This window comes from Thalassospira sp. HF15, assembly GCF_011806525.1.
Taxonomy (GTDB): Bacteria; Pseudomonadota; Alphaproteobacteria; order Rhodospirillales; family Thalassospiraceae; genus Thalassospira.
The window spans coordinates 44,952-67,741 of the sequence record NZ_JAAVKI010000007.1 but is presented as its reverse complement, the minus strand read 5'-3'; the positions used below and the strand labels follow the sequence as shown (position 1 = coordinate 67,741).

Here is a 22,790-nt window from a genome sequence, read left to right as displayed (position 1 = left end):
ATTTGCGTAGTAAGCCGCGCAATGTGAATGAACAAGCCCGCTGATGGGGTAACCCGAAAGCAAGGCAGGAGGACGCACCGTGAAGCTGAGTACAAAAGGCCGCTATGCCGTTATGGCGATGGTCGATCTCGCTGAAAGCAGCAAGGACCGACCGGTCGCACTTGCAGATATTGCGGACCGTCAGGAAATTTCACTTTCATATCTCGAGCAGCTGTTTGGCAAATTGCGCAAGGGCGGTCTGGTCCGTTCCGTGCGTGGTCCCGGCGGTGGGTATCTGCTGGCACGCACAGCCACGGAAACCCGTGTTGCCGATGTCATTCTGGCTGTCGATGAGCCGATCCGCGCAACCCGTTGCAAATCCGGTTCGCCAAAAGGCTGCAAGACCAACAAGGGCCGCTGCCAGACCCACGCATTGTGGGAAGAGTTGGGTAATCAGATTTACCTGTATCTGGCCTCTGTCAGTCTTGCCGATGTGGTGGATCGCAACGTGGCGGGAACGCTTCGGTCTTTCACCGGTAATACAACCCAGATCGAAGAACCGTCGCAGGTTGCGGCGCAGTAAATGCTCCTCTATATCGAGGGCAGATGCGAATAAGGATGATTTTAAACTGATGACCGAGCAGGTTTATCTCGACTACAACGCCAGCGCGCCGCTTTGCATGGAAGCAAAGCAGGCCATGATCGCTGCGATGGATGTGGCAGGTAATCCGTCGTCGGTTCATGCCAGTGGCCGTGCGGCCCGCAAGATCGTTGATCATGCCCGGCGCACCATTGCTGATTTGCTGGGTGGTGATTCAGAACGGATCGTCTTCACCAGTGGCGGGACAGAGGCCAACAATCTGGCATTGAACGGACTGGAAGATGTCACCGTATTTACAAGTGCGGTTGAACATCCATCGGTCATTGAAGCACGAAGCGATGCCAAGCGCATCCCGGTCGATGCCAATGGTGTGATTGATCTGGCGGCCCTTGATGCGATGCTCAAAGACGCATCCGAGGCGGGGCAAAAGGTTCTGGTGTCGGTCATGCTGGCCAATAACGAAACCGGCGTTATCCAGCCGGTTGCCAAGGTCGGTCTGCTGGCGCGCGAATATGGTGCCAAGGTCCATTGCGACGCTGTACAGGCGTTGGGCCGGATGCCGGTCGATATGGGCCGCTTGCTGGTCGATATGTTGTCGGTCTCGGCCCACAAGATCGGCGGTCCCAAAGGCATTGGCGCGCTTGCGATTGCACCGGGCGTGATGCTGGTCCCCCAGATCCGGGGTGGCGGGCAGGAGAAATACCGTCGTGGTGGTACGGAAAACGTTGTCGGCATTGCAGGCTTTGAAGCCGCGGCCAAACGTGCCGAAGCCAACATGGCAAAGATGGCGGATATCGCAACCTTGCGCGACCGTCTCGAAACAGAATTGGCATCAGAGGCGCCAGAGCTTCTGATTGCCGCCAAGGGAACGGATCGACTGGTGAATACAAGTTGCCTGATCTTGCCTGGAATGCCCGGGGAAACCCAGGTCATGGCGCTGGATCTGGCAGGTGTGGCCATCAGTTCGGGATCAGCCTGTTCATCAGGCAAAGTACGTGAAAGCCACGTACTCAAAGAGATGGGTGTTGACGAGCCAGGCTCGGCCATTCGGGTCAGTCTGGGGCTGGAAAGCACCAAAGAGGATATTGATACATTTGTCCGCGTTTGGAGCCGGATGAGGGGCAATGCAGCGCGTAAAAAAGCGCGTCACGCTGCCTGACAAGAGAGTGAGTGAGGAAGCCTTTAAAATGAACGAGCTTAAAGCAAAGCCGATCTATCTGGACTACCAGGCAACGACGCCGACCGACCCGCGGGTTGTTGAGGCAATGCTGCCATACTTCACCGAGAAATTCGGTAACCCGCATTCACGCAACCACAGCTTTGGCTGGGAAGCAGAAGACGCGGTTGAAGTTGCACGTGGCCAGGTTGCCAAGATCATTGGCGCATCGGCCAAGGAAATCATCTTTACCTCGGGTGCGACCGAATCAAACAACCTCGCACTCAAGGGCGTGATGAAGTTCTATGGCAAGAAAAAGCCGCATCTGATCACGGTCGTGACCGAGCATAAATGTGTGCTCGACAGTGCCCGTCACCTTGAGCAGGAAGGTTACAAAGTGACCTATCTTGGCGTTAAGGAAAACGGCCTGATCGACCTTGAAGAGCTTAAAGCTGCCATCACCGACGAAACCGCACTTGTGTCTATCATGGGTGTGAACAACGAAATCGGTGTGATCCAGCCGCTTAAGGAAATCGGTGAAATCTGCCGTGAACGCAAAGTCTTCTTCCATACCGACTGTGCGCAGGCGGTTGGCAAGATTGACCTTGATGTTGATGACATGAAAATCGACCTGATGTCGATTTCCGGTCACAAGATCTATGGCCCGAAAGGCATTGGTGCGCTGTATGTTCGCCGTCGCCCGCGTGTACGTGTCATTGCCCAGATCACCGGTGGTGGTCAGGAACGCGGCATGCGTTCGGGTACATTGCCGACCCCGCTGATCGTCGGTCTTGGCAAGGCGTGTGACATTCTGTCCAATGAAATGGCCGAAGAAAACGCCCGCATCGAAAAGCTGCGTGACTACACCCTGCAGCGTTTCCGTGATCGTCTTGAAGACATCTATGTCAATGGTGACGAGCACGCGCGTGTTTCCGGCAACCTGAACATTTCGTTTGCCTATGTCGAAGGTGAAAGCCTTCTGATGGACATCAAGAACATTGCCGTATCGTCAGGCTCTGCCTGCACCTCGGCATCGCTGGAACCGTCATATGTTCTGCGTGCTCTTGGTGTTGATGAAGAATTGGCCCATACATCCCTTCGTATCGGCATTGGTCGCTACACCACCAAGGAAGAGCTCGACGAAGCTGTTGACGCGATCTGCACCGCAGTTGAGCGTTTGCGCGAAATGAGCCCGCTTTGGGAAATGGCGCAAGAAGGCATCGACATCAAGTCGATCGAGTGGGCTGAACACTAAGCACGGCCGAAAACAAACGTTTGACGTAATCAATCTCGTGAGAGAGACACAGGACTTTTAGGAGGATTCCTATCATGGCTTATAGTGAAAAGCTGATCGACCATTACGAAAACCCGCGCAACGTTGGTTCCATGGACAAGAACGAAACGTCTGTTGGTACCGGCCTTGTTGGTGCACCGGCCTGCGGTGACGTCATGAAGCTGCAGATCAAGGTGACCCCGGAAGGGATCATTGAAGATGCGAAGTTCAAGACCTTCGGTTGCGGTTCGGCCATTGCGTCGAGCTCGCTGATCACCGAATGGGTCAAAGGCAAGTCGCTTGACGAAGCCGGTGCGATCCAGAACTCGCAGATTGCGCAGGAACTGGCTCTTCCGCCAGTGAAAATTCACTGCTCGATCCTGGCTGAAGACGCGATCAAAGCCGCCATCAGCGACTACAAAACCAAAAACGGCGCAGCGGACGTTGACGCTGCTGAATAAGCAGCGTCACGTTCCCATCGTTTTCGGAATATTGGGAGAATAAAATGGCTCTACCGTCACCAATTTCTGTCACACCGGTCGCCCTTGATCACATCAAGGCGCTGCTTGATAGCCGTGGGAAACCTTCGCATGGCATCCGGCTTGGTGTGCGCAGCAAAGGGTGCTCGGGCCTGTCCTACACGCTGGAATATGCGGATGGTGCCGATGGCTTTGAAGAAGTCGTCGAACTTGATGACGGCGTGAGAATCCTGATCGACCCCAAAGCCATCATGTTCGTGCTTGGCACAGAGATGGATTACGAGGTCAACAAGATGGAAGAAGGCTTTGTTTTCCGGAACCCCAACGAAAAAGGTCGTTGCGGTTGCGGTGAATCCTTCCACGTCTGATCAGGCCGGGCTTTCCCTGCTTTCTGAATGGTTATGGCCCTGGCGACATCGCCGGGGCCATCGCCTGAAAAGGGTGATCTGACCGAATTCCGGTCACCTTTTTAAACTGATTTGTTTTTGTCTTTAAATCCTCGGAAGTGCATCGCGTGAGCAATACCGAACAATCTGCGCACAAGGTTTGCTGGTCCTGCAAGGGGCCGGTCGCGGCCAGCGCACTGTTTTGCGAAACCTGCAACGCCATTCAGGCCCCCGGCCAGCTGGATCATTTTACCCGCTTTGGTCTGGATCACAGCTTTGACGTTGATGTCGATGCGATGGAGGCGACCTATCTCAAACAGCAACAAATGCTCCATCCCGACCGGTTTGCCTCAAAATCCGGCCGTGAGCAGGCGCTGTCATCGCAGCAGGCCGCAAGCCTCAATGAAGCGTTCGAGACGCTCAAGAACCCGGTTGCACGTGCGCATTACATGCTGCGTCAGGCCGGTCATGAGCCCGAAGGCGGCGAAGGCCATACCGTCAATGATCCGGAGCTTCTGATGGAAGCGATGGAAATGCGCGAGGCCCTTGATGACGCGGCGGACAAGACCACCATCGATGCGATGATCAAGGATACCCGCAAACAGGCGCGTGCCTGTGAGAAGGAACTGGGCACCGCCTTTGACAGAAAATCCTATGACGCGGCCAAGAAACTGGCTACCCGTCTGAGGTATCTCGTGAAAATGACCGAGGAAGCGCGCGCGAAGAAATCGCGCCTTGCCGCTGCCTGATCATACAAAAAGACTGGACGTAAAGATGGCCCTGCTAAAAATCCACGAACCCGGCGAAACACCCCTCCCGCACGAGGATGAACGCCAGATCGCTGTCGGGATCGACCTTGGAACCACCAATTCGGTGGTTGCGATTTCCAACTCCGAAAAGCCCGAAGTTCTGCGCGATAAATCCGGTGGCAATGCGATTGTGCCGTCTGTTGTCTATTATGGCGATGACACACCGTTGGTCGGCGAAGCCGCACGTGATCAGATCAATACCGATGCCAGCCGTGTTGTGTCCTCGGTCAAGCGCCTGATGGGCCGCGGGATTGAGGACGTCAAAACAATCGCCGGTACGCTGCCCTATCACGTCGAAGTGCCGGAAAAATCCGAAACCGAGAATGGCGAACCGATGATGGTGCGCCTGAATGTCGGCAATCGTGTTCTGACCCCGGTGGAGGTTTCTGCCGATATCCTTCGCGCACTGCGTGCCCGTGCCGAAGAAAGCCTTGATCAGCCGGTCGAAAAGGCCGTGATCACGGTGCCGGCCTATTTTGATGATGGTGCGCGCACCGCGACCAAGGATGCCGCCAAGCTGGCCGGGATCGAAGTCCTGCGTCTGGTCAATGAACCAACCGCAGCGGCTCTTGCCTATGGCCTCGATAACGGGGCAGAGGGGCTTTATGCTGTTTATGACCTTGGCGGTGGCACCTTCGATATTTCGCTGCTTAAAATGCAAAAGGGCGTCTTCCAGGTAAAAGCCACCGGTGGTGATGCGGCCCTTGGCGGCGATGATTTCGATCACGCCATTGCCGAACATCTTCTGGCCGCGCGCAAGGATGGCGGGGCAACCGATGACCTTGATGCGTCGGACGCCAAACGCCTGCTGAAGGCCGCGCGCACGGTCAAGGAAAGCCTGACCGATCAGGACAGTGTCGACGTTACCGTGGCGCTGAACGGCACGGAAACCAAACACAGTATTACCCGCGATCAGTTCGATGCGATGATCGCCAAGCTGGTCGCGCGTACAGCGACCATCACCGAACAGGTTCTTGATGACGCCGATGTCCTGGCTGAGGACGTCAAGGGTGTGGTGCTGGTGGGCGGCTCCACGCGCGTGCCTGCCGTGCGCAAGGCGGTGGCCGATCTGTTTGAACAGGAACCGCTTTCTGACATCGACCCGGATGAAGTTGTTGCCCTTGGCGCGGCCCTTCAGGCAGAGGCGCTGACAGGCGGTTCTGACAACCTTCTTCTGGATGTGACCCCGCTGTCGCTCGGCCTTGAAACCATGGGCGGGATTGTTGAAAAGGTCATTGACCGCAACACCCCGATCCCTGTGTCAAAGGCACAGGAATTCACCACCTATCAGGATGGCCAGTCGGCCATGATGATCCATGTGGTGCAGGGCGAACGTGAAATGGTTGATCAATGCCGTTCACTGGCGCGCTTTGCCCTGACCGGGATTCCGTCGATGGCCGCCGGGGCTGCGCGCATTCGCGTGCAGTTCAACGTCGATGCCGATGGCCTTTTGACTGTTTCGGCACGCGAAGAAACCACCGGCACCGAACAGGAAGTCGCGGTCAAGCCGACCTATGGCATCAATGAAAGCGATATGGCGAACATGCTGCGCGATAGCATGGTTCATGCCCGCGAAGACATGGAAATGCGCGTCCTGACCGAGGCCCGCGTTGAGGCGCGCCGCAACATCCTGGCGGTCAATGCCGCGATGGAGGCTGATCGCGCCCTTCTGACCAAGGAAGACGAGGCCAATATCAATCAGGCGATTGCCAACCTTGAAACAGCCATGGCAGGCGAGGACCGCGATGCGATCAATGACGCCGCCGAGGCACTTGAAAATGCATCGCGCCCGTTTGCCGAGGCGCGAATGGATAGCCGGATCCGCCAGGCCTTGGCCGGGCAAAATGTCGATGAAGTGAACTAAGAAGTGAATTAATCGACACCGGTGGAATTGACAAACCGGCGAACTGCGGCGATTGTCCCCGACAACCGCCAAGGTCAGGCCGGATAAGCGCACCGCAAAGTGGGGCGCACTAACAGAGATCGAACGAAAAGTATTATCGAGGAGAAAGGCACAAATGCCTAAGATCGTTTTTGTTGAGCCGGATGGCACCGAAAAGGAATTCGAAGTTGCCGACGGCCTGTCTGTTCTGGAAGCCGCCCACAAGAACGGCATTGACCTTGAAGGGGCCTGCGAAGGGTCACTGGCGTGCTCGACCTGCCACGTCATTCTTGAAGATGACTGGTTTGACAAGCTGGACGAGCCGTCCGAAGACGAAGAAGACATGCTTGATCTTGCCTTTGGCCTGACCGAGACCTCGCGTCTTGGCTGCCAGATCATCATGAGCGACGAGCTTGACGGTCTGCGTGTCAAACTGCCGTCCGCGACCCGCAACATGATGGTCGACAAGTAAGTTTCACCTTCTGCTGACCGGGCGGCATGCCGCCCCGGCACCAAAGGAGACGGATATGCGTTGGACAGACATTCAGGACATCGCGATCGAGCTTGAGGACGCCCATCCTGACAAGGATAACCTCAACCTTCGCTTTACCGACCTGCATAAATGGGTCACGGAGCTTGAAGGGTTCGAAGACGATCCCGCGAAATCGAACGAGAAAATCCTCGAAGCCATCCAGATGGCCTGGATCGACGAGCGCGAAGACTGATTTTGATGAGCGTGATGTGCGCCAGATGGCCTGCACCCTGATCACGAAATACCGGACCGGCCTGCAAAATGCGGGCTGGTCCGTTTTTGTTTGAGCAAACAGAAAAAAGGGAAAGCACCATCATGGGTCAACCCGCCACCTTCACCGATATCATCCCGGTTAACAGCCTGTTTGGCAAATTGCGCACCTGCGCCCCCGAAGCATGGCAAAGCTATGTCACGCATGACTTCGTCAAACAGCTTGGCAACGGCACCCTGCCAGAAGCCGCATTCAAGCATTACCTCATTCAGGATTACCTGTTTCTGATCCAGTTTTCGCGCGCCTATGCGCTTGCGGTCTATAAGGCCGAAGACCTGCATGCCATGCGCGCATTCTCCGGCACCGTGCATGCCATCCTTGATATGGAAATGAGCCTGCATCTCGATTTCTGCAAAGGCTGGGGCCTGTCCGAGGCTGATATCGTCGCTGAGCCCGAGGCCCGCGCCTGTGTCGCCTATACCCGCTATGTGCTCGATCGTGGTCATCAAGGCGATGTGGTGGACCTTCAGGTCGCCCTGATGCCCTGTATGGTGGGCTATGCCGAAATCGCAAACCGCCTGATGGCAAGTTCTGATACTGTGCTTGAAGGCAATCCATATTGGGCATGGATTGAAATGTACGCGTCCGATGAATTTCAGGACGTGGCAAAGGCCGAGATCGAGTTGCTTGAACATACCTCTGCCACGCGTGGGGGGCATCGCCGCCTCGAAGGGCTGGTCGAAACCTTTACGATGGCAAGCCGCCTAGAAGCCGATTTCTGGCAGATGGGACTTGATCTGGCAAAATAGGCCAATATCGCCTATATAAGCCCGAATAAACCGTCACGGGTGGCGTACGCGCTGCCCGTTGGTCGTTTGAGATCGATCTTTGTACAACTTCTTGTCGCTGCGGCCTTGACCCGCAGATGGGTGGGAAAAATGAATAGTCTTGGCTTTGATAAAGCCCCGGAAGATACCCGCGTGGTTGTCGCCATGTCGGGCGGGGTGGATAGCTCTGCCGTTGCAGCCCTTCTGAAATCAGAAGGCTATGACGTGGTGGGCATCACGCTTCAGCTTTATGATATGGGGGCCAATGCCCCGACCCGTGCGAAATCCTGTTGTGCCGGGCGCGATATTTATGATGCGCGCAAGGTGGCCGAGGATATCGACATTCCCTATTACGTGCTCGATTACGAATCACGCTTCCGCGAAGAAGTGATTGATGATTTTGCCGATAGCTACATGCGCGGCGAAACCCCGATCCCGTGCGTGAAATGCAATCAGACCGTCAAATTCCGCGATCTGCTTGAAACGTCCTATGACCTTGGGGCCGATTGCATGGCAACCGGCCATTATGTGCAGCGTAAACTCGGCGCCAATGGTCGGGCCGAACTGCACCGTGCGGCCGATCCCAACCGTGATCAAAGCTATTTCCTGTTCACCACCACCCAGGAACAGCTCGATTTCCTGCGCTTCCCGCTGGGTCATTTGATGAGCAAGGCAGAAACCCGTGCGTTGGCGGCCAAATACGGTTTGGAAGTTGCGGACAAGCCCGACAGTCAGGACATTTGCTTTGTCCCGGATGGCAAATATGCCCGTCTGGTCGAACGCCTCCGTCCCGAAGCGGGCGAGCCGGGCGAGATCGTTGACCTTGATGGCAATGTGCTGGGCGATCATCGCGGCCTGATCCATTACACGGTCGGGCAGCGGCGTGGGCTTAATATCGGTGGCACGGCAGAACCGCTTTATGTCGTCAAACTCTCGCCGGAAAAACGTCAGGTGATTGTCGGGCCGAAGGCGGCCTTGGCCAAGAAACTGGTCTATGTCCGCGAGCTTAACTGGCTTGATGGCGATCAGATTGATGAAAACGGGGTTGAGGTCGAAGTCAAACTGCGCTCTGCTATGCAGCCGACCACAGCCACCATCTTCCCCGAAGCATCTGGCGAAGCCCGCATTGAACTGCACGATGCGCAGTTTGGCATCGCACCGGGGCAGGCGGGTGTGTTCTATCAGGGCGAACGTGTCCTTGGCGGTGGCTGGATCACCCGCGAAGAGCTGATCGGCGGGGCGGCAAGCGCTGCCTGATCCATCACGCCTGATGACCAAATAGGACGGGCGAGGGCAGATGTTCCTCGCCCGCCAGTTTCACCAGAAGTTTTGCCAGAAGTTTTACCGAAAGGTTTTTTGACAAAATCGGCAAAAAGGCGCTTGACGGGGACGGCTCCCTGACTTAAAAACCGCCTCGTTCCGCACCGCGCGGAGCACCACAAAATTGCTTGTGGCGGAGTAGCTCAGCTGGTTAGAGCAGCGGAATCATAATCCGCGTGTCGGGGGTTCAAGTCCCTCCTCCGCTACCAATCAAAGAAGCCCTGAACCAACGGTTCAGGGCTTCTTTGATTCGCACGCGGCAGGAGAGGGCTTAAACCCCCTGGTTCGCGAGAAAGCGAGGGACGCAGCTTTCGAGAGACGTTGCGCGAAGCGCAACGGTCCGCCGGGCAACGCCCAAGGATAAAAAGCAGCCCAAAGGCTGGTTTTTTTGCAATTCCCTCCAGAGAAGCGTCACAGTGAGGTGATTTCGATATTTCGGAACACAAGTGTTTGTTTGATGGGTGTCTTTTCTTGAGGTGTTTTGCTGCTTATAGTTTTATTAAGTGATTCTGATTGATGTTTGGTCAAATTTGAAGCGCATGAACAATTGGCATAGATGATATATCCGAATTGGTAGTTGACTTTTATGGCAACAATATCAAATGTAACGGACAACGGAGATCTGTTCGACTACAAGCCCCCACTGAAAGTGCGGGAGCATCGCCAGCGCTCAATTTATATTAGTCCGGATCTAAGGGTGTGGTTCGATGAATATTTGCCAAGTGTGCCTCGAGAAAGAGGACATCGCGTCTCACCAAGCGTTTACACACATAGTCTGTTAAAACGTTTTATTATAGGCGAACGTTTCGTTCTTACGGACGAATATAAGAAATTAGATGTTCGGCAACCAGTTTGGACGTTCCGGCCACAGGGTGTTCGAATTTTTGGATACTTTTATAAGAAGAACGTTTTTATTGCTGTGACTGGTGCATTGCGGTCCGAACTCAATCCTAAGGGTTTCAAAGATAACAAGGAAATAGTGATGGATTTTATAAAAAATATAAATCTTGATCCACCGCCTTGTATTACCTCGGAGTTACCAAAAGATGTCCTATGAACCACCGAAAATTTGTGAGTATGAATTGGCTCGGGCGGATTTGTTGCACGATGTCCAGGACAAACTCGTCCATGCCTTTAAAGAGGCGATTGATTTGGACGGCGTGTCGGTGACATTACTTGCTGATCGGCTCGGGAAACATAAATCGTTTGTCAGCAGACGTTTAAAGTCTCCTCATAATATGACACTAGAGACGCTCTCCGATTTTGCAACGGCTCTGGGTTGTTATGTAGATGTCGAAATTCGGCCTGAGAATGCGCCAGAATACAAATCTTCTAACTGGTATGTAACCAAGCCCACCAAGATGAAACAAAACGAAACGGTTTCAGTGAAAGCTGGAAAAAAAGATTTATATGTTCTGTCCTCAGGGTCCTAAGTATGAAGTTTGACACGTTCTGTATCTTCGCGGAAGCCATTGACCAGTTGAAAGACGGTCGGATGGTCATTCATGGCGGACATACTCATATGATGCTTGAGGGTATTGATTCCAACATAACTAAACTCGTTATCGGACTTTGGGTGCGGTTATTTGAAAAACCCTCTGCTGACTCGAAGGTTGAGATTGAAATCCATGCTCCGGGTGAGAGTGTTTATGTAGATGAATTGGAAATCAATGCGCCAGACGAACTTCAGGAAGTCGTTAGTGAGCAACGGCCTTTGATAGCGTTCCGTACATTTACTAGGACAGAATATTTTCCTGCGGAGGAGGGGGATTTTGCCGTGTTTGTCTCTATTGATGGAGAGAAGAAGTTCTCTGGTGCAATGTATGTTGGTATTTCTACTTTAGAGCAGGATCAGCGAGAAGAAATTACCGAAGACTAGAGAGCTGAAATCGCTATGATGCAGTTTTGAAAATTTGTGCGAACGTACTGTTGTCGAAACGAAAGTTACAGACCAAAACTAACTCGTGTTTTTTCTCCAGTCGAAAAAGGGGGCAGTCCCCGTTTTCGGTCTCCGCCGGATCCGGCCCAAGGACAAAAACAGCCTAAAAGCCGATTTTTACAACTCCCGCCCTCTGAAGCCGCGTAATCCGATCATCTAATTAACGTCACCTCGGTTTTTCCGGATGACCACTTTGACCAACTGGACCGGGTCTTTGCCGATAAGGTAAGCTGGCGCCGAAGTTTATGTTTTGAACCGGAGATGGATGATGACAGCCGGAGGGGACCGTTTACGGCGTCGGTCATTGCTGCCGTTTGCCTATTCGCTACAGTCATTGGTCCACGGGCGGCTTTGGCTTCAGGTGCTGGTCGGGATGGTGGCCGGGGTGTGCACCGGTCTTCTGCTGGGGCCGACCACCGGCTTATTGTCCAAGGAAACGTCGGCGGTCGTTGGCAACTGGCTGGCCTTTCCGGGGCATCTTTTCCTCGCACTCATCCAGATGATTGTCATCCCGCTTGTATTTTCCTCGATCATCCGCGGGTTATGTTCATCCGATGATATTGACCAGCTGCGACGGCTTGGCGTGCGTGCGACGCTGTTTTTCGTTCTGACCACTGCTGTCTCGGTCACGATCGGGGTTGCACTGGCGCTGTTTGTCCGTCCCGGCGACTATGTTGATGCGAGCAATCTGGGCCTTGCCGGTGCGATTGATGCGCCCGGTGATGTTGCAGAAGGTGGTGGGGCGGGTATCCTTGATTTGCCCGACCATGTTCTGACGCTTTTGCCGTCAAACCCGTTGTCTTCAATGGTTGAAAGCAACATGCTTCAGGTGGTGATCTTTGCCAGTATTTTTGGTGTTGCCCTTGTTGTCATGCAGCGGGATAAGGCGCGCCCCGTCCTTGATTTGCTGGCAAGTTTGCAGGAAGTCTGCCTGACCATTGTGAAATGGGCCATGTGGTTGGCACCCTTTGCCGTATTCGGGCTTATGGCACGATTGACCGCCGATACCGGGCCACAGGCATTGCTGGGCATGCTGGTCTATGTCGCGACGGTTCTGGTTGGCTTGTGTTTGATGCTTGGCATTTTGCTGGCGGTTGCAAGGATATATGCCGGTGTGTCGCCCAAGACGTTTCTGCATGCGGCAAAGGATGTGATGTTACTGGCATTCTCGACGTCCAGCTCGGCCGCCGTGATGCCCCTTTCGATCAGGACGGCGGAGGGGCCGCTAAGGGTGCGAAAAAACATCAGCCAGTTTGTCATCCCGCTTGGCGCGACAATCAATATGAATGGTACGGCCCTTTATCAGGGGGTTGCCGCCATTTTCATTGCCCAGGTTTTTGGCGTTGAAATCGGCGCGGCCGGTTTGGTTCTGATCGTCCTGACGTCGGTTGGGGCGTCTATCGGTTCCCCGGCAACACCGGGGGTGGGGATCGTGATCCTGTCGACCATTCTGGTGTCCATCGGTGTTCCGGCATCCGGAATCGCATTGATCATGGGCGTGGACCGGCTTCTTGATATGAGCAGAACCGTGCTTAATGTGAGCGGTGATCTGGTGGCCTGTCTCGTTCTTGATCGCATGGATCAGGACGACAGAAGCGACATTGAAAACAAGGATGAACAAACCCAAACAGGCGGTGATGCCACCTGACGCCGGGCCAGGCAGCAACGGTTGCAGCTTGTCCGGTGTTTTTTTCGCGCCAGAGATCAGGCTTCATTGTTGTGCTGGCTTTCCACCCTACCAATGTATAGTTATACTCTGAACGATACTCAGTTTGGGAAGCCTGCACCCACCAATGCCCGACGCCGTCTATTTGTCCATTTCCCTGTGCCTTGTCGTTGTTGCCGTTGCTGCGTTGGCCTATGCCGCCCGTTTGCGCAGGCGGGAAAGTGCGCGCCAGGAGCTGTCTGATGCCGTGATGGCGATGATTTCCGACGGCATCGTGACGCTTGGTGCGGATGGTTCTGTGCAGCGTCTCAACGCGACCGCCAAAGCGATGTTTGGCCGGGAGGTTGTGGGGCTGAAACTCGCCGATCTGCTAACGGGCTTTCCCGATAGTGGTGACGCACTGCCGCAAATCGAATACCGGGCTGACGCCGTTCGCACGGATGGTTCGATTTTTCCGGTTACGGTGACGCTTTTGGCGCTGAAGGATCGAAGTGAGACCGTGCTGATCGTGCGCGATCTTTCGCGTATCCGGCCGGGCGCGACCGAGGAAGAACAACGCTTCAAGCAAAGCCAGTATTTTGCCCGCATCGGGACCTGGGACTGGCGCATTGATACGGACGAGCTTTATTGGTCGGACGCGATTTATGGCATGTTTGGCTATAAACCGGGCGAGGTAACACCGACCTATTCCCTGTTCTGTGATGCTGTGCATCCCGATGACAAGGAGCACGTGCGTGCAGGTGAAATCCGCTGCATTGAAACCGGCGAAAACCATGACGAGGAATACCGCGTTATCTGGCCTGATGGCACCATCAGGTGGCTGCGCGAAACCGGCAACGTGACCAAGAATGAGGCCGGTAAAGTCGTCAAAATGATGGGTGTTGTGCGCGACATTACCGAAGAACGCGCGGAAACCGATCAAATCCGTGACCTTGCCTTCCATGATCCTTTGACCCGCTTGCCCAACCGGTTCCTCTTTGAGGATCGGCTGAGAACGGCGATTGATCGCGCCAAACGCCATAAGACGCAGGCCGCTGTTGTGTTTATCGATCTGGACGGTTTCAAGCAGATCAATGATGAGCTCGGCCACATTGCGGGCGACCGCATTCTGATCAATACCGGACAGCGTTTGATCAATGCGATCCGCGCATCTGATACCGTGGCCCGCATTGGCGGCGATGAATTCACGATAATTCTTGAGGATTTGGAAAGTGACGCCGAAGTGCATGCCATCGCCGAGAAGATCCTTGGGGCGCTATCGCCCCCGATAGAAGAGGGTGAGGGCACCTATCGGGTGGGGGCCAGCCTTGGTATCGCGATTTACCCGGAACATGCCCGAACCCTTGATACCCTGATCCATATCGCTGATCAGGCGATGTATGTTGCCAAGGCAAAGGGAACGAACCTTTATCATATCGGTTGGGAGTTCGCAGACTGATGGCCGCCGCAATCGACATTCGCCCGGCCAGCCCAATTGACCGGGATGCTTGGGCCGATCTGTTTCAGGCATATATGGCATTTTATGGCTGTGCCCCGTCTGACGCAGCACTTGAAGCAAGCTGGGGCTGGATCACGGATCCCGAAGGGCCAATGGAATGCCTGTTGGCGCTGAAGGACGATCAGGTTGTCGGATTTGCGCAATATCGCGCTGTGCCGGAAACCTTGACCGGTGCCTGGTTTGGGCAACTTGATGATCTTTACGTCGCACCTGCCGCCCGGCGTCAGGGCGTGGCCGAAGCCCTGATGACGTCGCTTGAAGATATCGCGCGGGCACGCGGTTGGTTCAAGCTGGCCTGGATCACGGCGGACGACAACGCGACAGCACGGCGGCTTTATGATCGGGTCGGCAACGCCTCAAACTGGGTGGTGTATGAGCGAGCGCTTAAGGATTGAGGATCAAAGGCAGTTCGGAGGGACGGTTTTTACCATCCCTCCTTCGTCTGGATCAGGTTGCGGTGTAATACGGTGTTCTGCGCTCTATCCACGCATTCAAACCTTCATGAATGTCATCGGTGGTGACCATCCGGGCGAATTGTTCGGACTCAACCTGCAATCCTTCGGCAATGCTCAAATTGATACCGCGCGTGACGGCTGTGATGATCCGTGCCGCTGCCAGCGGGGAATGGCGCAGGATGCGGTTGACCAACCCATAGGCTTCGCGCAGCAGGTCTTCGTGCGGGACGACCTTGTTCACAAGCCCCAGCTCGTAAGCTCTGGCGGGGGAGAAGGTGTCGCCTGTCAGCAACAACTCCAGCGCGCGTTTGCGCCCGGCCAACCTTGGTAGCCGCTGCGTGCCGCCAAACGTCGGCGGAATGCCGATATTGATTTCGGGTTTTGCAAAGATCGCCCGGTCACTGGCAATCGCCAGATGCACCGCCTCGGTGATTTCGCAGCCGCCGCCAAAGGCAATCCCGTTTACAGCAGCCACGATGGGCTTGGAAAAGGATTCCAGTCGTGCGGTCATGCCTTGGCCGCGGCGAACGAATTCCTTGATCGCGACGTCCGCACCTTTGCGCACTGATTTTGCGAATTCAGGAATATCGCCACCAGCCGAAAAGGCCCGATCCCCGGCCCCCGTCAGAATGACCGCATGGATGGATTGATCATCCTCGATCAAATCAAGCAATTCGATCATCCGGTCGTTGGTTTCGTAGTTTAGCGCATTGAGCTTTTCAGGTCTGTTGAGTGTCAGAAGGGCGATTCTTTCGGTGACGTCCATTTTGATGCAATCGGTCATGGCTTCCTCGAATATTGACAAGATCGAGGATTGGTAGCAGTGATAGAATATCTTTTACACTCACTGGTTAGTATACCTATGAAACGGCAAGGCCCATCAACCCGCGACCGCATTCTTACTGCTGCCAACACCTTGTTTTATAACGAGGGAATCAGGGCAACGAGCGTCGATGCCATCGCCGAGAAAGCCGGGATTACCAAGAAGACGCTCTATTACCACTTTCCAAGCAAGGACAATCTGGTCGCGAGCTATCTGGAATCTCGCGATCAACCAAATCTGGAAATTTTTGCGCAATGGTTTGATGCCTGCGATGGAACTGTTGCCGACAAGGTCGCGGCGATTTTCACCGGGGTCGGGAAAGGGGCACGTCATCCGAAATGGAAGGGCTGTGGTTTTCAGCGGACGGTGGCAGAACTTGCCAATATGCCAGGCCATCCCGCCGTGCTGGTTGGTGCACGTCACAAAAAGAAGTTCGAAGCCTGGCTGACCGTAAAATTCACAGAGGCCGGTATCGACAACCCGGCGGACATTGCACGCCATATCGTTGTGCTGATGGAAGGAACATTTGCCATCCTGCTCATGCATCGTGATGCGGATTATGCCGATGCCGCTGCTGTTGCGGCGCGGCAACTGGTGACGGCTGCAATGGTCAGGTAATCATTGTAACGCTGATCCATCCTTGCCAATCAATTCCCAACGGAAAGGCCGGAAGCTCCCGAAATATTCCGGAACCTCCCGGCCGTTTCCGTTGGTTGGATGATCAGGGCTTTTGTTTCGTGCGACGCAGAAGACGCCCATCAATGACCGCCAGTCCTGCACCAATCACGACCATGCCGATGATGTGCTGCATCATCAGTATTTCACCCAGAAACCCGACCCCCAGCAAAATCGCGCTGACCGGGATCAGGAAGGTGACAAGCAGCAGGTTCGATGCTCCGGCACGCTTGAGGATCGCGAAATACAGGATATAGGCCAGTGCGGTGCTGAGCGTTGCAAAGCCCAGCACGGCAAGGATGGTGCTTGTGCCGGGAACCGGCAGATGCCATGGCTGATCAATCAGGAACGACAGGGGCAGGAGCATCAGGCTGGATGCGCTGGTCATGCCGGCTGCGGTCAGGATCGGCGGGGTCGTGCCAAAACGTCGGCCAAACACACCGGCACAGCCATAGCTGAAGGCGGCAAGCAAGACCGCTGCCGGCGCAAGCAGGCCAATCGTGCTTGATGTCGGAACACCGAAAATCACGATCACGCCGCCAAATCCGATCAGAACACCGATGACTTTTCGCAGGCTGAGCTTTTCCGTATCCGTCGCAACATGGGCAATCAGCAGGGTGAAAAGCGGGGTGGTGGCGTTAAGGATGGCGGCAAGGCTGCTGGTGATATGGGTCTGGCTCCAGACAATCAGGCAGAATGGCACAAGGTTGTTCAGTGCGCCCATCACCGCAACCGCCGCCCAGAATTTCGGATCGCGCGGGATCGCAATATTACGCAGCAACACCACCCACCACAGGACCATCGCCGCGATCAAAACCCGGCAAAGCACAAGGGTCAGCGGAGGCAGATCGACAAGCGCAATTTCGGTAAAGAAAAACGATCCGCCCCACAGGATAGAGAGGGTGATCAGCATCAACCAGCTGATGCGATCCATGATTGGCGCGGACGGGGTGGGATGGGGGCCGCGTGCAGCAGGAGCGTTTTTGCGGGTATCAGTACCGCGACAGGTTCGATGTGAAGCGATTTCGTTTTCAAGCGATAGCAGGCGGGTGGCGTTTTCGTGGGGCAACATCGCGGGCTCCGTCGGTATGTTGATGACCAACGCAGACTATGCGGATCAGCCCGATGCTGCTCGCCAGTTTCGGACATGGACGTGGGATAAAAGAAACGGGACCTATTGGTCCCGTTTTTAATCATCAGACAATTATATCCGCTCTTCCACGACAAGGGTTTTATTCCGCACACCAATGAATTTCGGAAGCTTGGCAAAGATCGTGATATTGCCGAGCAACACCATCGCAAGCCCGGTCGCGCCGATCGGTGTCCACACATAGCCTTCAAGGAAGGTCGAGACTGTCAGCGCGACAACCGGGAACAGTACGGTGACATAGGCCGCACGGCCCGCACCAACCCGGTTGACCAGCGCCAGATAGGCGATAAACGCCACGACCGAACCCGGAATGGCGAGATAAAGCAATCCACCGATATAAAGCGGCTCTGTCGGCATTACCGGGGTCTGGCCGCGCAGCATGGCAAAGATGAACAACAAGACTGTGCCATAGATCATGCCACGCGCGACAGCGTCGCGGTTGGGAATGCCCATGCGGTTGAGTTTGACCGATACCATGTTGCCGCAGCTAAACACCGCCGTGCCGCCAAGTGCGAACAGCATGCCGGTGATCGCATTGGCATTGTGCGACAGGGCATAAATCTGATTGGCAAACAGACACGCAATGCCGCCAAGCCCAAACGCCGCGCCAAACACAAAGCGCAAACCGGGGCGGTTACCATAAAAGGCCCAGTTGCCCAGCGCGTTAAAGATGGTCGAGGTGGTGAAGATGACTGCGACAATGCCGCTCGCGATATAGCCGGTTGCCGAATACATCAGGATAAAGTTGATGCCAAACAACCCGCAACCCAGAAGCACGATCCACGGGTGCGCTTGCCACGGCACTGTTCGCCATTTGCGGGTCAGCAGCAGGAAACCGCACAGAACCGCAGCCGCCAGCGCAAAGCGATAGAAGATCGAAATTTCAACCGGGATGGGGCCGATCTGAAGTTTGATCGCATACCAGGTAAATCCCCAGCAGGCGGTGACGATCACGAATAAAAGGGCTGTCATCATCGGGGCTTTCAAAACAGCACGTGCAAAAACACGGGTGGCACGAGGGGTAAGGCACAATGGTCTCGCAGCTTGGTGGCGCGCGGGGACCAATCAGGGATCTTCGGATATGTGGGGTATATCCGTTACCTGCCAATAGGCCATAATTAACTTGGTGTGGCTTTCACGTTCTTGCGCTGTTTTTCAGATTCTTGGGGAAGGTGCACGTGCACGACGCAGATAAAGAAACGGGGCGGATACTGCAATGTATCCGCCCCGTTTTTGGATGTTCGGTCAGGAAGACCGTGTCATTGCTGTTGATCTGTTGGTGGCTTCGGGGATGAGCCCCTTTGGCGCAAAGCGCATTACAACCAGCAGGATCGCACCCATCATCAGATAGCGCATATAGGCCGCACCGGCGACAAGATGCTGTGCGAGTTCCGACTGTTCACCAAGCGGTGCAGTGATCGTGGTCATGAACCAGTTGCCAAACGGCTCTGCTTCGACCCACAGGAACCAGATGATGAACCCACCGAGGATCGAGCCCCAGTTGTTGCCCGATCCACCCAAAATCACCATCACCCAGATCAGGAAGGTGTAGCGCAGCGGGATGTAACTGGTCGGCGTCAGCTGACCGTCAAGCGTGGTCAGCATCGCACCGGCGATACCGCACACCGCACACCCCAGAACAAAGGTCTGCAAGTGACGACGTTTGACGTCCTTGCCCATCGCGGCTGCCGCATCACGGTTGTCACGGATCGCGCGCATCATACGGCCCCACGGGGACTTCAACGCACGTTCTGCGAACCACATGATGATCGCCAGAACGACGACAAACAGCACTGCATAGCACAGTTTGACGAACAGACCGGCGGCATCGGAAACCTCGTTGGCGCCAAAGAAGTTGGCCAGGCTGATGAACCATTCGCTTTCGATCAGGTCGACCTCATAGGGCACCGGGCGCGGAATGCCGGTGACGTTCTTAACGCCACGTGACAGCCATTCTTCGTACTTGATGATCGCAATGATGATCTCGGAAATACCAAGGGTGGCAATCGCCAGATAATCGGCACGCAGGCCAAGCGCGATACGCCCGATCAGCCAGCCAGCACCCGCTGCCACCAGACCGGCAATCGGCCAGGCCACAAGGACGGGCAAGCCCGCACCGCCAAGGTAACCACTAAGGGCCGGGTCAATGCTTTCAATCGCATCGGTCGCCGGACCAAAGAACACACCAATCAGGAAATACCCTGCCAGCAACAGGATGATCGTCACCGGAAGCTTAAGCGCAGGCGGGACGACACGGCGGGCGTATATGACCGCCACGATGGTCGCCACAAGGCTGAGTACCGACAGGGCAATATCCCCGCCAGCCACCGACCATGCTTCACCAACCGGCGGCATCGACACCAGAACGGCCGTCAAACCACCCAGCGCGGTAAAGCCCATCACACCGACATTGAAAAGGCCGGCATAACCCCACTGCATGTTGACGCCAAGCGCCATCACCGCCGAGATCACACAAAGATTGAAGATGCCAAAGGCGACATTCCAGCTTTGAAGAAAGCCGATCGCGATCAACACCAGGCACATAAGGCCATATAGGAGCGCAACTCTCTTCGTCATATCACTTTCCCACGAATAATACCGGTTGGTCGGATCAAGAGAACCGCGACCAGAATGATGAAGGAGACCGCGAACTTGTAGTCAGTAGACAGCAGTTGCACGAGGCCTTCTGGCGCCCAATCCGTAGGGCCGAGATAGGCGAGGAACTTCTTGAAGGCGTAGGTTACCGTCACCTCGGAGAAGGCAACAATAAACGCGCCAAGGATCGCACCAACCGGTTGGCCGATGCCGCCCAGAATGGTGGCCGCAAAGATCGGCAGCAGGATCTGCAAGAAGATGAACGGCTTGTAAGTCTTATCAAGGCCGTAAAGCGTCCCGGCAATCGCTGCCAGTGCAGCAGCAATGACCCAGCAGATCATGACAACGCGTTCCGGGTTGATCCCCGAAAGCAGTGCCAGATCTTCATCATCGGAATAGGCGCGCATGGCCTTGCCCGAACGGGTTTTCTGCAAGAACCAGAACAGCCAGGCGACAACGACAGCCGTGACAACAACCGTGATCAGCTGGCTTTGCTTGATTGCGATGCCTTCATCAAGGCCAAGGGCCCGGCGGCTGTCAAAGGCGCCGATGATGAAACGCTGACCATCCGCAAAGCTCTGATCGGCCGGGCCGATGACGATACGGATGATGCCTGCGATCAGGAACATGACGCCGACCGACACGATGGCAAACACAATCGGGTTGGAGCGTTGCTTGCGATAGAACCGGAAGACCATCCGGTCCGTGACAAGTGCCATGCTGATGGCTGCCAGAACACCAATCGGCAATGCCAGAAGGGCGGTCGGAAACGGGGCGATAGAAACGCCCATATTCTGCAGGAACCAGGTGACCAGGATGGTGATCATGGTGCCAAACGACATCAACTCGCCATGTGCGAAGTTGGCAAACCGTAGGATGCCGAAAATAAGTGTGACGCCAAGCGCCCCGAGGGCGAGCTGTGCGCCATAGGCGGTCGCCGGAACGACCACGAAATTGGCAAACAGCGCAAGTGCGTTAAGGATTTCCATTCAATACCCCATTTATCCGCCCAGGAAGGACCGGCGGACTTCTTCGTTGGCGAGAAGGGCTTCGCCCGTATCGGTGAACCGGTTGCGTCCCTGTACCAAAACGAAACCGTGATCGGCGATTTCCAGTGCCTGACGGGCATTCTGTTCAACCATCAGGATGGCAACGCCGGTTTTGGCGACTTCCAGAATTTTGTCGAACAGTTCATCCATCACGATTGGCGAGACACCAGCTGTTGGCTCGTCAAGCATCAGGAGCTTTGGCCGCGTCATCAATGCCCTGCCAACGGCAACCTGCTGACGCTGGCCGCCGGAAAGCTCGCCTGCGGGCTGGTTGCGTTTTTCCCCAAGAATTGGAAACAGATCGAAAATCTGCTGCTTGGTTTCCTCGATCCCGTCATCGTCGCGGATGAAGGCCCCCATATCGAGATTTTCTTCCACCGTCATCGAAACGAAAACGTTGCGGTTCTGCGGCACGAACCCCATGCCCTGTGGCACGCGATCCTGCGGGGCAAGACTGGTGATGTCCTTGCCATCAAGAACAACTGAACCTTCACGCAGGTTCAGCATGCCAAAAACCGCCTTCATGGCTGTTGATTTACCGGCACCGTTCGGGCCGACAACGACTGCGACTTCACCCTTTTCAACGGTGATCGTACAGTCATGCAGGATATCCGTCCCGCCATAGCCGCCGGTCATACCGGTTGCGCTTAAGAAACTCATGACTGCGCCTTCCGTTCATGCTTGCGACCCGTTCCGAGATAGGCCTCGATGACCTCCTCGTTGTTCTTGACCTCTTCAATCGTCCCTTGCGTCAGGAGCTTGCCCTCGGCCATGACGATGACGGGGTCGCACAGGCGCGCTATGAAGTCCATGTCATGCTCGATCAGGCAGAAGGTATATCCGCGTTCCTCATTGAGGCGCTTGATCGAGGTGGCAATGGTGTTCAGCAGCGTACGGTTCACGCCAGCGCCGACTTCGTCAAGAAAGACGATTTTCGGTTCGACCATCATGGTGCGGCCCAGTTCAAGCAGCTTTTTCTGACCGCCTGAAAGGTTACCGGCCAGTTCATGCTTGATATGGTCGATCTCAAGGAAATCAATCACTTCGAGCGCGCGCTCGTAGTTTTTGGCTTCGATTTCTTTGACGCGTGAATAGTTAAACCAGCTATGGCGCAGTTGTTCACCCGGTTGTTCGCCGGGAACCACCATCAGATTGTCCAGCACGCTCAGTGTCGAGAATTCGTGCGCAATCTGGAACGTACGCAGCAGGCCCTTGTGGAACAGTTGGTGGGGTTCCAGCTCGGTAACGTCTTCGCCATCAAGGAAAATTTTCCCCGAAGACGGCGGAAAGACGCCCGCAATAATGTTGAAAAGCGTTGTTTTCCCAGCCCCGTTCGGCCCGATCAGGCCGGTTATGGAGCCTGTTTCGATCGATAGCGATACGCCATCGACCGCCTGGATGCCGCCGAAATTCTTGGCGATGTTTTCGACCCGTATCATTGGGATTTTTTGACCCTTGTCATTCTATCAGTACCGGATTCCCTGG

General features: G+C 55.2%; 25 protein-coding genes and 1 tRNA gene. 19 read left to right on the top strand and 7 right to left on the bottom strand.

Translation table 11 applies throughout. The features are described 5' to 3' along the window. The first annotated feature begins 79 nt into the window (after positions 1-79). The 18 genes from HED22_RS15865 to HED22_RS15780 all read left to right on the top strand — a co-directional run bounded on the left by HED22_RS15865 (position 80) and on the right by HED22_RS15780 (position 14,953). Positions 80-562 (top strand): Rrf2 family transcriptional regulator, encoded by a 483-nt coding sequence (locus HED22_RS15865; RefSeq protein WP_167724008.1) that lies wholly within the window; start codon positions 80-82, stop codon positions 560-562. A 49-nt stretch (positions 563-611) separates the two neighbouring features. Next, complete coding sequence (locus HED22_RS15860; RefSeq protein ID WP_167724006.1) at positions 612-1,739, top strand: cysteine desulfurase family protein; 1,128 nt, start codon at positions 612-614, stop codon at positions 1,737-1,739. A 28-nt stretch (positions 1,740-1,767) separates the two neighbouring features. Next, positions 1,768-2,991 carry an IscS subfamily cysteine desulfurase gene (locus HED22_RS15855; RefSeq protein WP_167724003.1) on the top strand — a complete coding sequence of 408 codons (1,224 nt, stop codon included), beginning with the start codon at positions 1,768-1,770 and terminating at the stop codon, positions 2,989-2,991. Positions 2,992-3,065: 74 nt separating this feature from the next. After that, entirely contained in the window at positions 3,066-3,470 is a 405-nt protein-coding gene (gene iscU, locus HED22_RS15850) for a Fe-S cluster assembly scaffold IscU (protein ID WP_167724001.1), read from the top strand. Positions 3,471-3,514: 44 nt separating this feature from the next. Next, a complete protein-coding gene (locus tag HED22_RS15845; RefSeq protein WP_167723999.1) occupies positions 3,515-3,856 on the top strand; it encodes an iron-sulfur cluster assembly accessory protein in 342 nt (113 codons plus the stop codon). A gap of 146 nt (positions 3,857-4,002) precedes the next feature. Next, the gene (hscB, locus tag HED22_RS15840; RefSeq protein ID WP_167723998.1) at positions 4,003-4,623 is read left to right on the top strand and encodes a Fe-S protein assembly co-chaperone HscB; all 621 of its coding nucleotides are present in this window, start codon (positions 4,003-4,005) and stop codon (positions 4,621-4,623) included. Between the two features lie 25 nt (positions 4,624-4,648). After that, positions 4,649-6,547, top strand: coding sequence for a Fe-S protein assembly chaperone HscA (gene hscA / locus HED22_RS15835; protein ID WP_167723996.1), 1,899 nt, complete (start codon positions 4,649-4,651; stop codon positions 6,545-6,547). 154 nt (positions 6,548-6,701) lie between these two features. Continuing rightward, a complete protein-coding gene (locus tag HED22_RS15830) occupies positions 6,702-7,037 on the top strand; it encodes a ferredoxin family 2Fe-2S iron-sulfur cluster binding protein (RefSeq protein WP_008890652.1) in 336 nt (111 codons plus the stop codon). A 55-nt stretch (positions 7,038-7,092) separates the two neighbouring features. Next, positions 7,093-7,290: a Fe-S cluster assembly protein IscX gene (gene iscX / locus HED22_RS15825; RefSeq protein ID WP_167723994.1), complete on the top strand. Its 198-nt coding sequence runs from the start codon at positions 7,093-7,095 to the stop codon at positions 7,288-7,290. A gap of 122 nt (positions 7,291-7,412) precedes the next feature. Further along, positions 7,413-8,117 carry a thiaminase II gene (gene tenA, locus HED22_RS15820; protein ID WP_167723992.1) on the top strand — a complete coding sequence of 235 codons (705 nt, stop codon included), beginning with the start codon at positions 7,413-7,415 and terminating at the stop codon, positions 8,115-8,117. A 129-nt stretch (positions 8,118-8,246) separates the two neighbouring features. Beyond that, positions 8,247-9,392 carry a tRNA 2-thiouridine(34) synthase MnmA gene (gene mnmA, locus HED22_RS15815; RefSeq protein WP_167723990.1) on the top strand — a complete coding sequence of 382 codons (1,146 nt, stop codon included), beginning with the start codon at positions 8,247-8,249 and terminating at the stop codon, positions 9,390-9,392. A gap of 195 nt (positions 9,393-9,587) precedes the next feature. Continuing rightward, positions 9,588-9,664 (top strand) — tRNA-Met (locus HED22_RS15810). A gap of 488 nt (positions 9,665-10,152) precedes the next feature. Further along, positions 10,153-10,512, top strand: coding sequence for a hypothetical protein (locus HED22_RS15805; RefSeq protein WP_167723988.1), 360 nt, complete (start codon positions 10,153-10,155; stop codon positions 10,510-10,512). Further along, a complete protein-coding gene (locus HED22_RS15800) occupies positions 10,502-10,888 on the top strand; it encodes a helix-turn-helix transcriptional regulator (RefSeq protein ID WP_167723986.1) in 387 nt (128 codons plus the stop codon). Before HED22_RS15805 ends, HED22_RS15800 begins: the two co-directional genes overlap by 11 nt. 2 nt (positions 10,889-10,890) lie before the next feature. After that, positions 10,891-11,334, top strand: coding sequence for a hypothetical protein (locus HED22_RS15795; protein ID WP_167723984.1), 444 nt, complete (start codon positions 10,891-10,893; stop codon positions 11,332-11,334). A 328-nt stretch (positions 11,335-11,662) separates the two neighbouring features. Then, positions 11,663-13,042 carry a dicarboxylate/amino acid:cation symporter gene (locus HED22_RS15790; protein ID WP_167723982.1) on the top strand — a complete coding sequence of 460 codons (1,380 nt, stop codon included), beginning with the start codon at positions 11,663-11,665 and terminating at the stop codon, positions 13,040-13,042. Between the two features lie 145 nt (positions 13,043-13,187). Continuing rightward, positions 13,188-14,498 carry a diguanylate cyclase gene (locus HED22_RS15785; RefSeq protein ID WP_217701901.1) on the top strand — a complete coding sequence of 437 codons (1,311 nt, stop codon included), beginning with the start codon at positions 13,188-13,190 and terminating at the stop codon, positions 14,496-14,498. Further along, positions 14,498-14,953 carry a GNAT family N-acetyltransferase gene (locus HED22_RS15780; protein WP_167723980.1) on the top strand — a complete coding sequence of 152 codons (456 nt, stop codon included), beginning with the start codon at positions 14,498-14,500 and terminating at the stop codon, positions 14,951-14,953. Before HED22_RS15785 ends, HED22_RS15780 begins: the two co-directional genes overlap by 1 nt. A 52-nt stretch (positions 14,954-15,005) precedes the next feature. Here HED22_RS15780 and HED22_RS15775 read toward each other — a convergent pair whose 3' ends face one another. Then, positions 15,006-15,797, bottom strand: a complete 792-nt coding sequence (locus HED22_RS15775; protein ID WP_167723978.1) for a crotonase/enoyl-CoA hydratase family protein — start codon at positions 15,795-15,797, stop codon at positions 15,006-15,008. A gap of 78 nt (positions 15,798-15,875) precedes the next feature. Here HED22_RS15775 and HED22_RS15770 point away from each other — a divergent pair, with 78 nt between their 5' ends. Then, entirely contained in the window at positions 15,876-16,454 is a 579-nt protein-coding gene (locus HED22_RS15770) for a TetR/AcrR family transcriptional regulator (RefSeq protein ID WP_167723975.1), read from the top strand. 103 nt (positions 16,455-16,557) lie between these two features. On the opposite strand, the gene HED22_RS15765 is transcribed toward HED22_RS15770, so the two are convergent. The 6 genes from HED22_RS15765 to HED22_RS15740 form a co-directional block, all read right to left on the bottom strand. After that, positions 16,558-17,583 (bottom strand): DMT family transporter, encoded by a 1,026-nt coding sequence (locus tag HED22_RS15765; protein ID WP_167723973.1) that lies wholly within the window; start codon positions 17,581-17,583, stop codon positions 16,558-16,560. A gap of 132 nt (positions 17,584-17,715) precedes the next feature. Next, positions 17,716-18,636 carry a DMT family transporter gene (locus tag HED22_RS15760; protein WP_254870123.1) on the bottom strand — a complete coding sequence of 307 codons (921 nt, stop codon included), beginning with the start codon at positions 18,634-18,636 and terminating at the stop codon, positions 17,716-17,718. A gap of 270 nt (positions 18,637-18,906) precedes the next feature. Further along, positions 18,907-20,238, bottom strand: coding sequence for a branched-chain amino acid ABC transporter permease (locus HED22_RS15755; RefSeq protein WP_167723971.1), 1,332 nt, complete (start codon positions 20,236-20,238; stop codon positions 18,907-18,909). Further along, positions 20,235-21,245, bottom strand: coding sequence for a branched-chain amino acid ABC transporter permease (locus tag HED22_RS15750; protein WP_167723969.1), 1,011 nt, complete (start codon positions 21,243-21,245; stop codon positions 20,235-20,237). The genes HED22_RS15755 and HED22_RS15750 overlap by 4 nt, the downstream gene beginning before the upstream one ends. 12 nt (positions 21,246-21,257) lie before the next feature. Continuing rightward, positions 21,258-21,965: an ABC transporter ATP-binding protein gene (locus HED22_RS15745; RefSeq protein WP_167723968.1), complete on the bottom strand. Its 708-nt coding sequence runs from the start codon at positions 21,963-21,965 to the stop codon at positions 21,258-21,260. Next, positions 21,962-22,744, bottom strand: coding sequence for an ABC transporter ATP-binding protein (locus HED22_RS15740; RefSeq protein ID WP_167723966.1), 783 nt, complete (start codon positions 22,742-22,744; stop codon positions 21,962-21,964). Before HED22_RS15740 ends, HED22_RS15745 begins: the two co-directional genes overlap by 4 nt. Positions 22,745-22,790 lie beyond the last annotated feature (46 nt).

Coding starts and splice junctions, on each gene's coding strand:
- tenA (WP_167723992.1), top strand. CDS start 7,413: ATGGGTCAACCCGCCACCTTCACCGATATCATCCCGGTTAACAGCCTG.
- HED22_RS15775 (WP_167723978.1), bottom strand. CDS start 15,797: ATGACCGATTGCATCAAAATGGACGTCACCGAAAGAATCGCCCTTCTG.
- HED22_RS15765 (WP_167723973.1), bottom strand. CDS start 17,583: ATGTTGCCCCACGAAAACGCCACCCGCCTGCTATCGCTTGAAAACGAA.
- HED22_RS15785 (WP_217701901.1), top strand. CDS start 13,188: ATGCCCGACGCCGTCTATTTGTCCATTTCCCTGTGCCTTGTCGTTGTT.
- HED22_RS15855 (WP_167724003.1), top strand. CDS start 1,768: ATGAACGAGCTTAAAGCAAAGCCGATCTATCTGGACTACCAGGCAACG.
- mnmA (WP_167723990.1), top strand. CDS start 8,247: ATGAATAGTCTTGGCTTTGATAAAGCCCCGGAAGATACCCGCGTGGTT.
- HED22_RS15770 (WP_167723975.1), top strand. CDS start 15,876: ATGAAACGGCAAGGCCCATCAACCCGCGACCGCATTCTTACTGCTGCC.
- iscX (WP_167723994.1), top strand. CDS start 7,093: ATGCGTTGGACAGACATTCAGGACATCGCGATCGAGCTTGAGGACGCC.
- hscA (WP_167723996.1), top strand. CDS start 4,649: ATGGCCCTGCTAAAAATCCACGAACCCGGCGAAACACCCCTCCCGCAC.
- HED22_RS15800 (WP_167723986.1), top strand. CDS start 10,502: ATGTCCTATGAACCACCGAAAATTTGTGAGTATGAATTGGCTCGGGCG.
- HED22_RS15745 (WP_167723968.1), bottom strand. CDS start 21,965: ATGAGTTTCTTAAGCGCAACCGGTATGACCGGCGGCTATGGCGGGACG.
- HED22_RS15860 (WP_167724006.1), top strand. CDS start 612: ATGACCGAGCAGGTTTATCTCGACTACAACGCCAGCGCGCCGCTTTGC.
- HED22_RS15780 (WP_167723980.1), top strand. CDS start 14,498: ATGGCCGCCGCAATCGACATTCGCCCGGCCAGCCCAATTGACCGGGAT.
- HED22_RS15740 (WP_167723966.1), bottom strand. CDS start 22,744: ATGATACGGGTCGAAAACATCGCCAAGAATTTCGGCGGCATCCAGGCG.
- HED22_RS15830 (WP_008890652.1), top strand. CDS start 6,702: ATGCCTAAGATCGTTTTTGTTGAGCCGGATGGCACCGAAAAGGAATTC.
- HED22_RS15795 (WP_167723984.1), top strand. CDS start 10,891: ATGAAGTTTGACACGTTCTGTATCTTCGCGGAAGCCATTGACCAGTTG.
- HED22_RS15755 (WP_167723971.1), bottom strand. CDS start 20,238: ATGACGAAGAGAGTTGCGCTCCTATATGGCCTTATGTGCCTGGTGTTG.
- HED22_RS15750 (WP_167723969.1), bottom strand. CDS start 21,245: ATGGAAATCCTTAACGCACTTGCGCTGTTTGCCAATTTCGTGGTCGTT.
- HED22_RS15790 (WP_167723982.1), top strand. CDS start 11,663: ATGACAGCCGGAGGGGACCGTTTACGGCGTCGGTCATTGCTGCCGTTT.
- HED22_RS15760 (WP_254870123.1), bottom strand. CDS start 18,636: ATGATGACAGCCCTTTTATTCGTGATCGTCACCGCCTGCTGGGGATTT.
- iscU (WP_167724001.1), top strand. CDS start 3,066: ATGGCTTATAGTGAAAAGCTGATCGACCATTACGAAAACCCGCGCAAC.
- HED22_RS15845 (WP_167723999.1), top strand. CDS start 3,515: ATGGCTCTACCGTCACCAATTTCTGTCACACCGGTCGCCCTTGATCAC.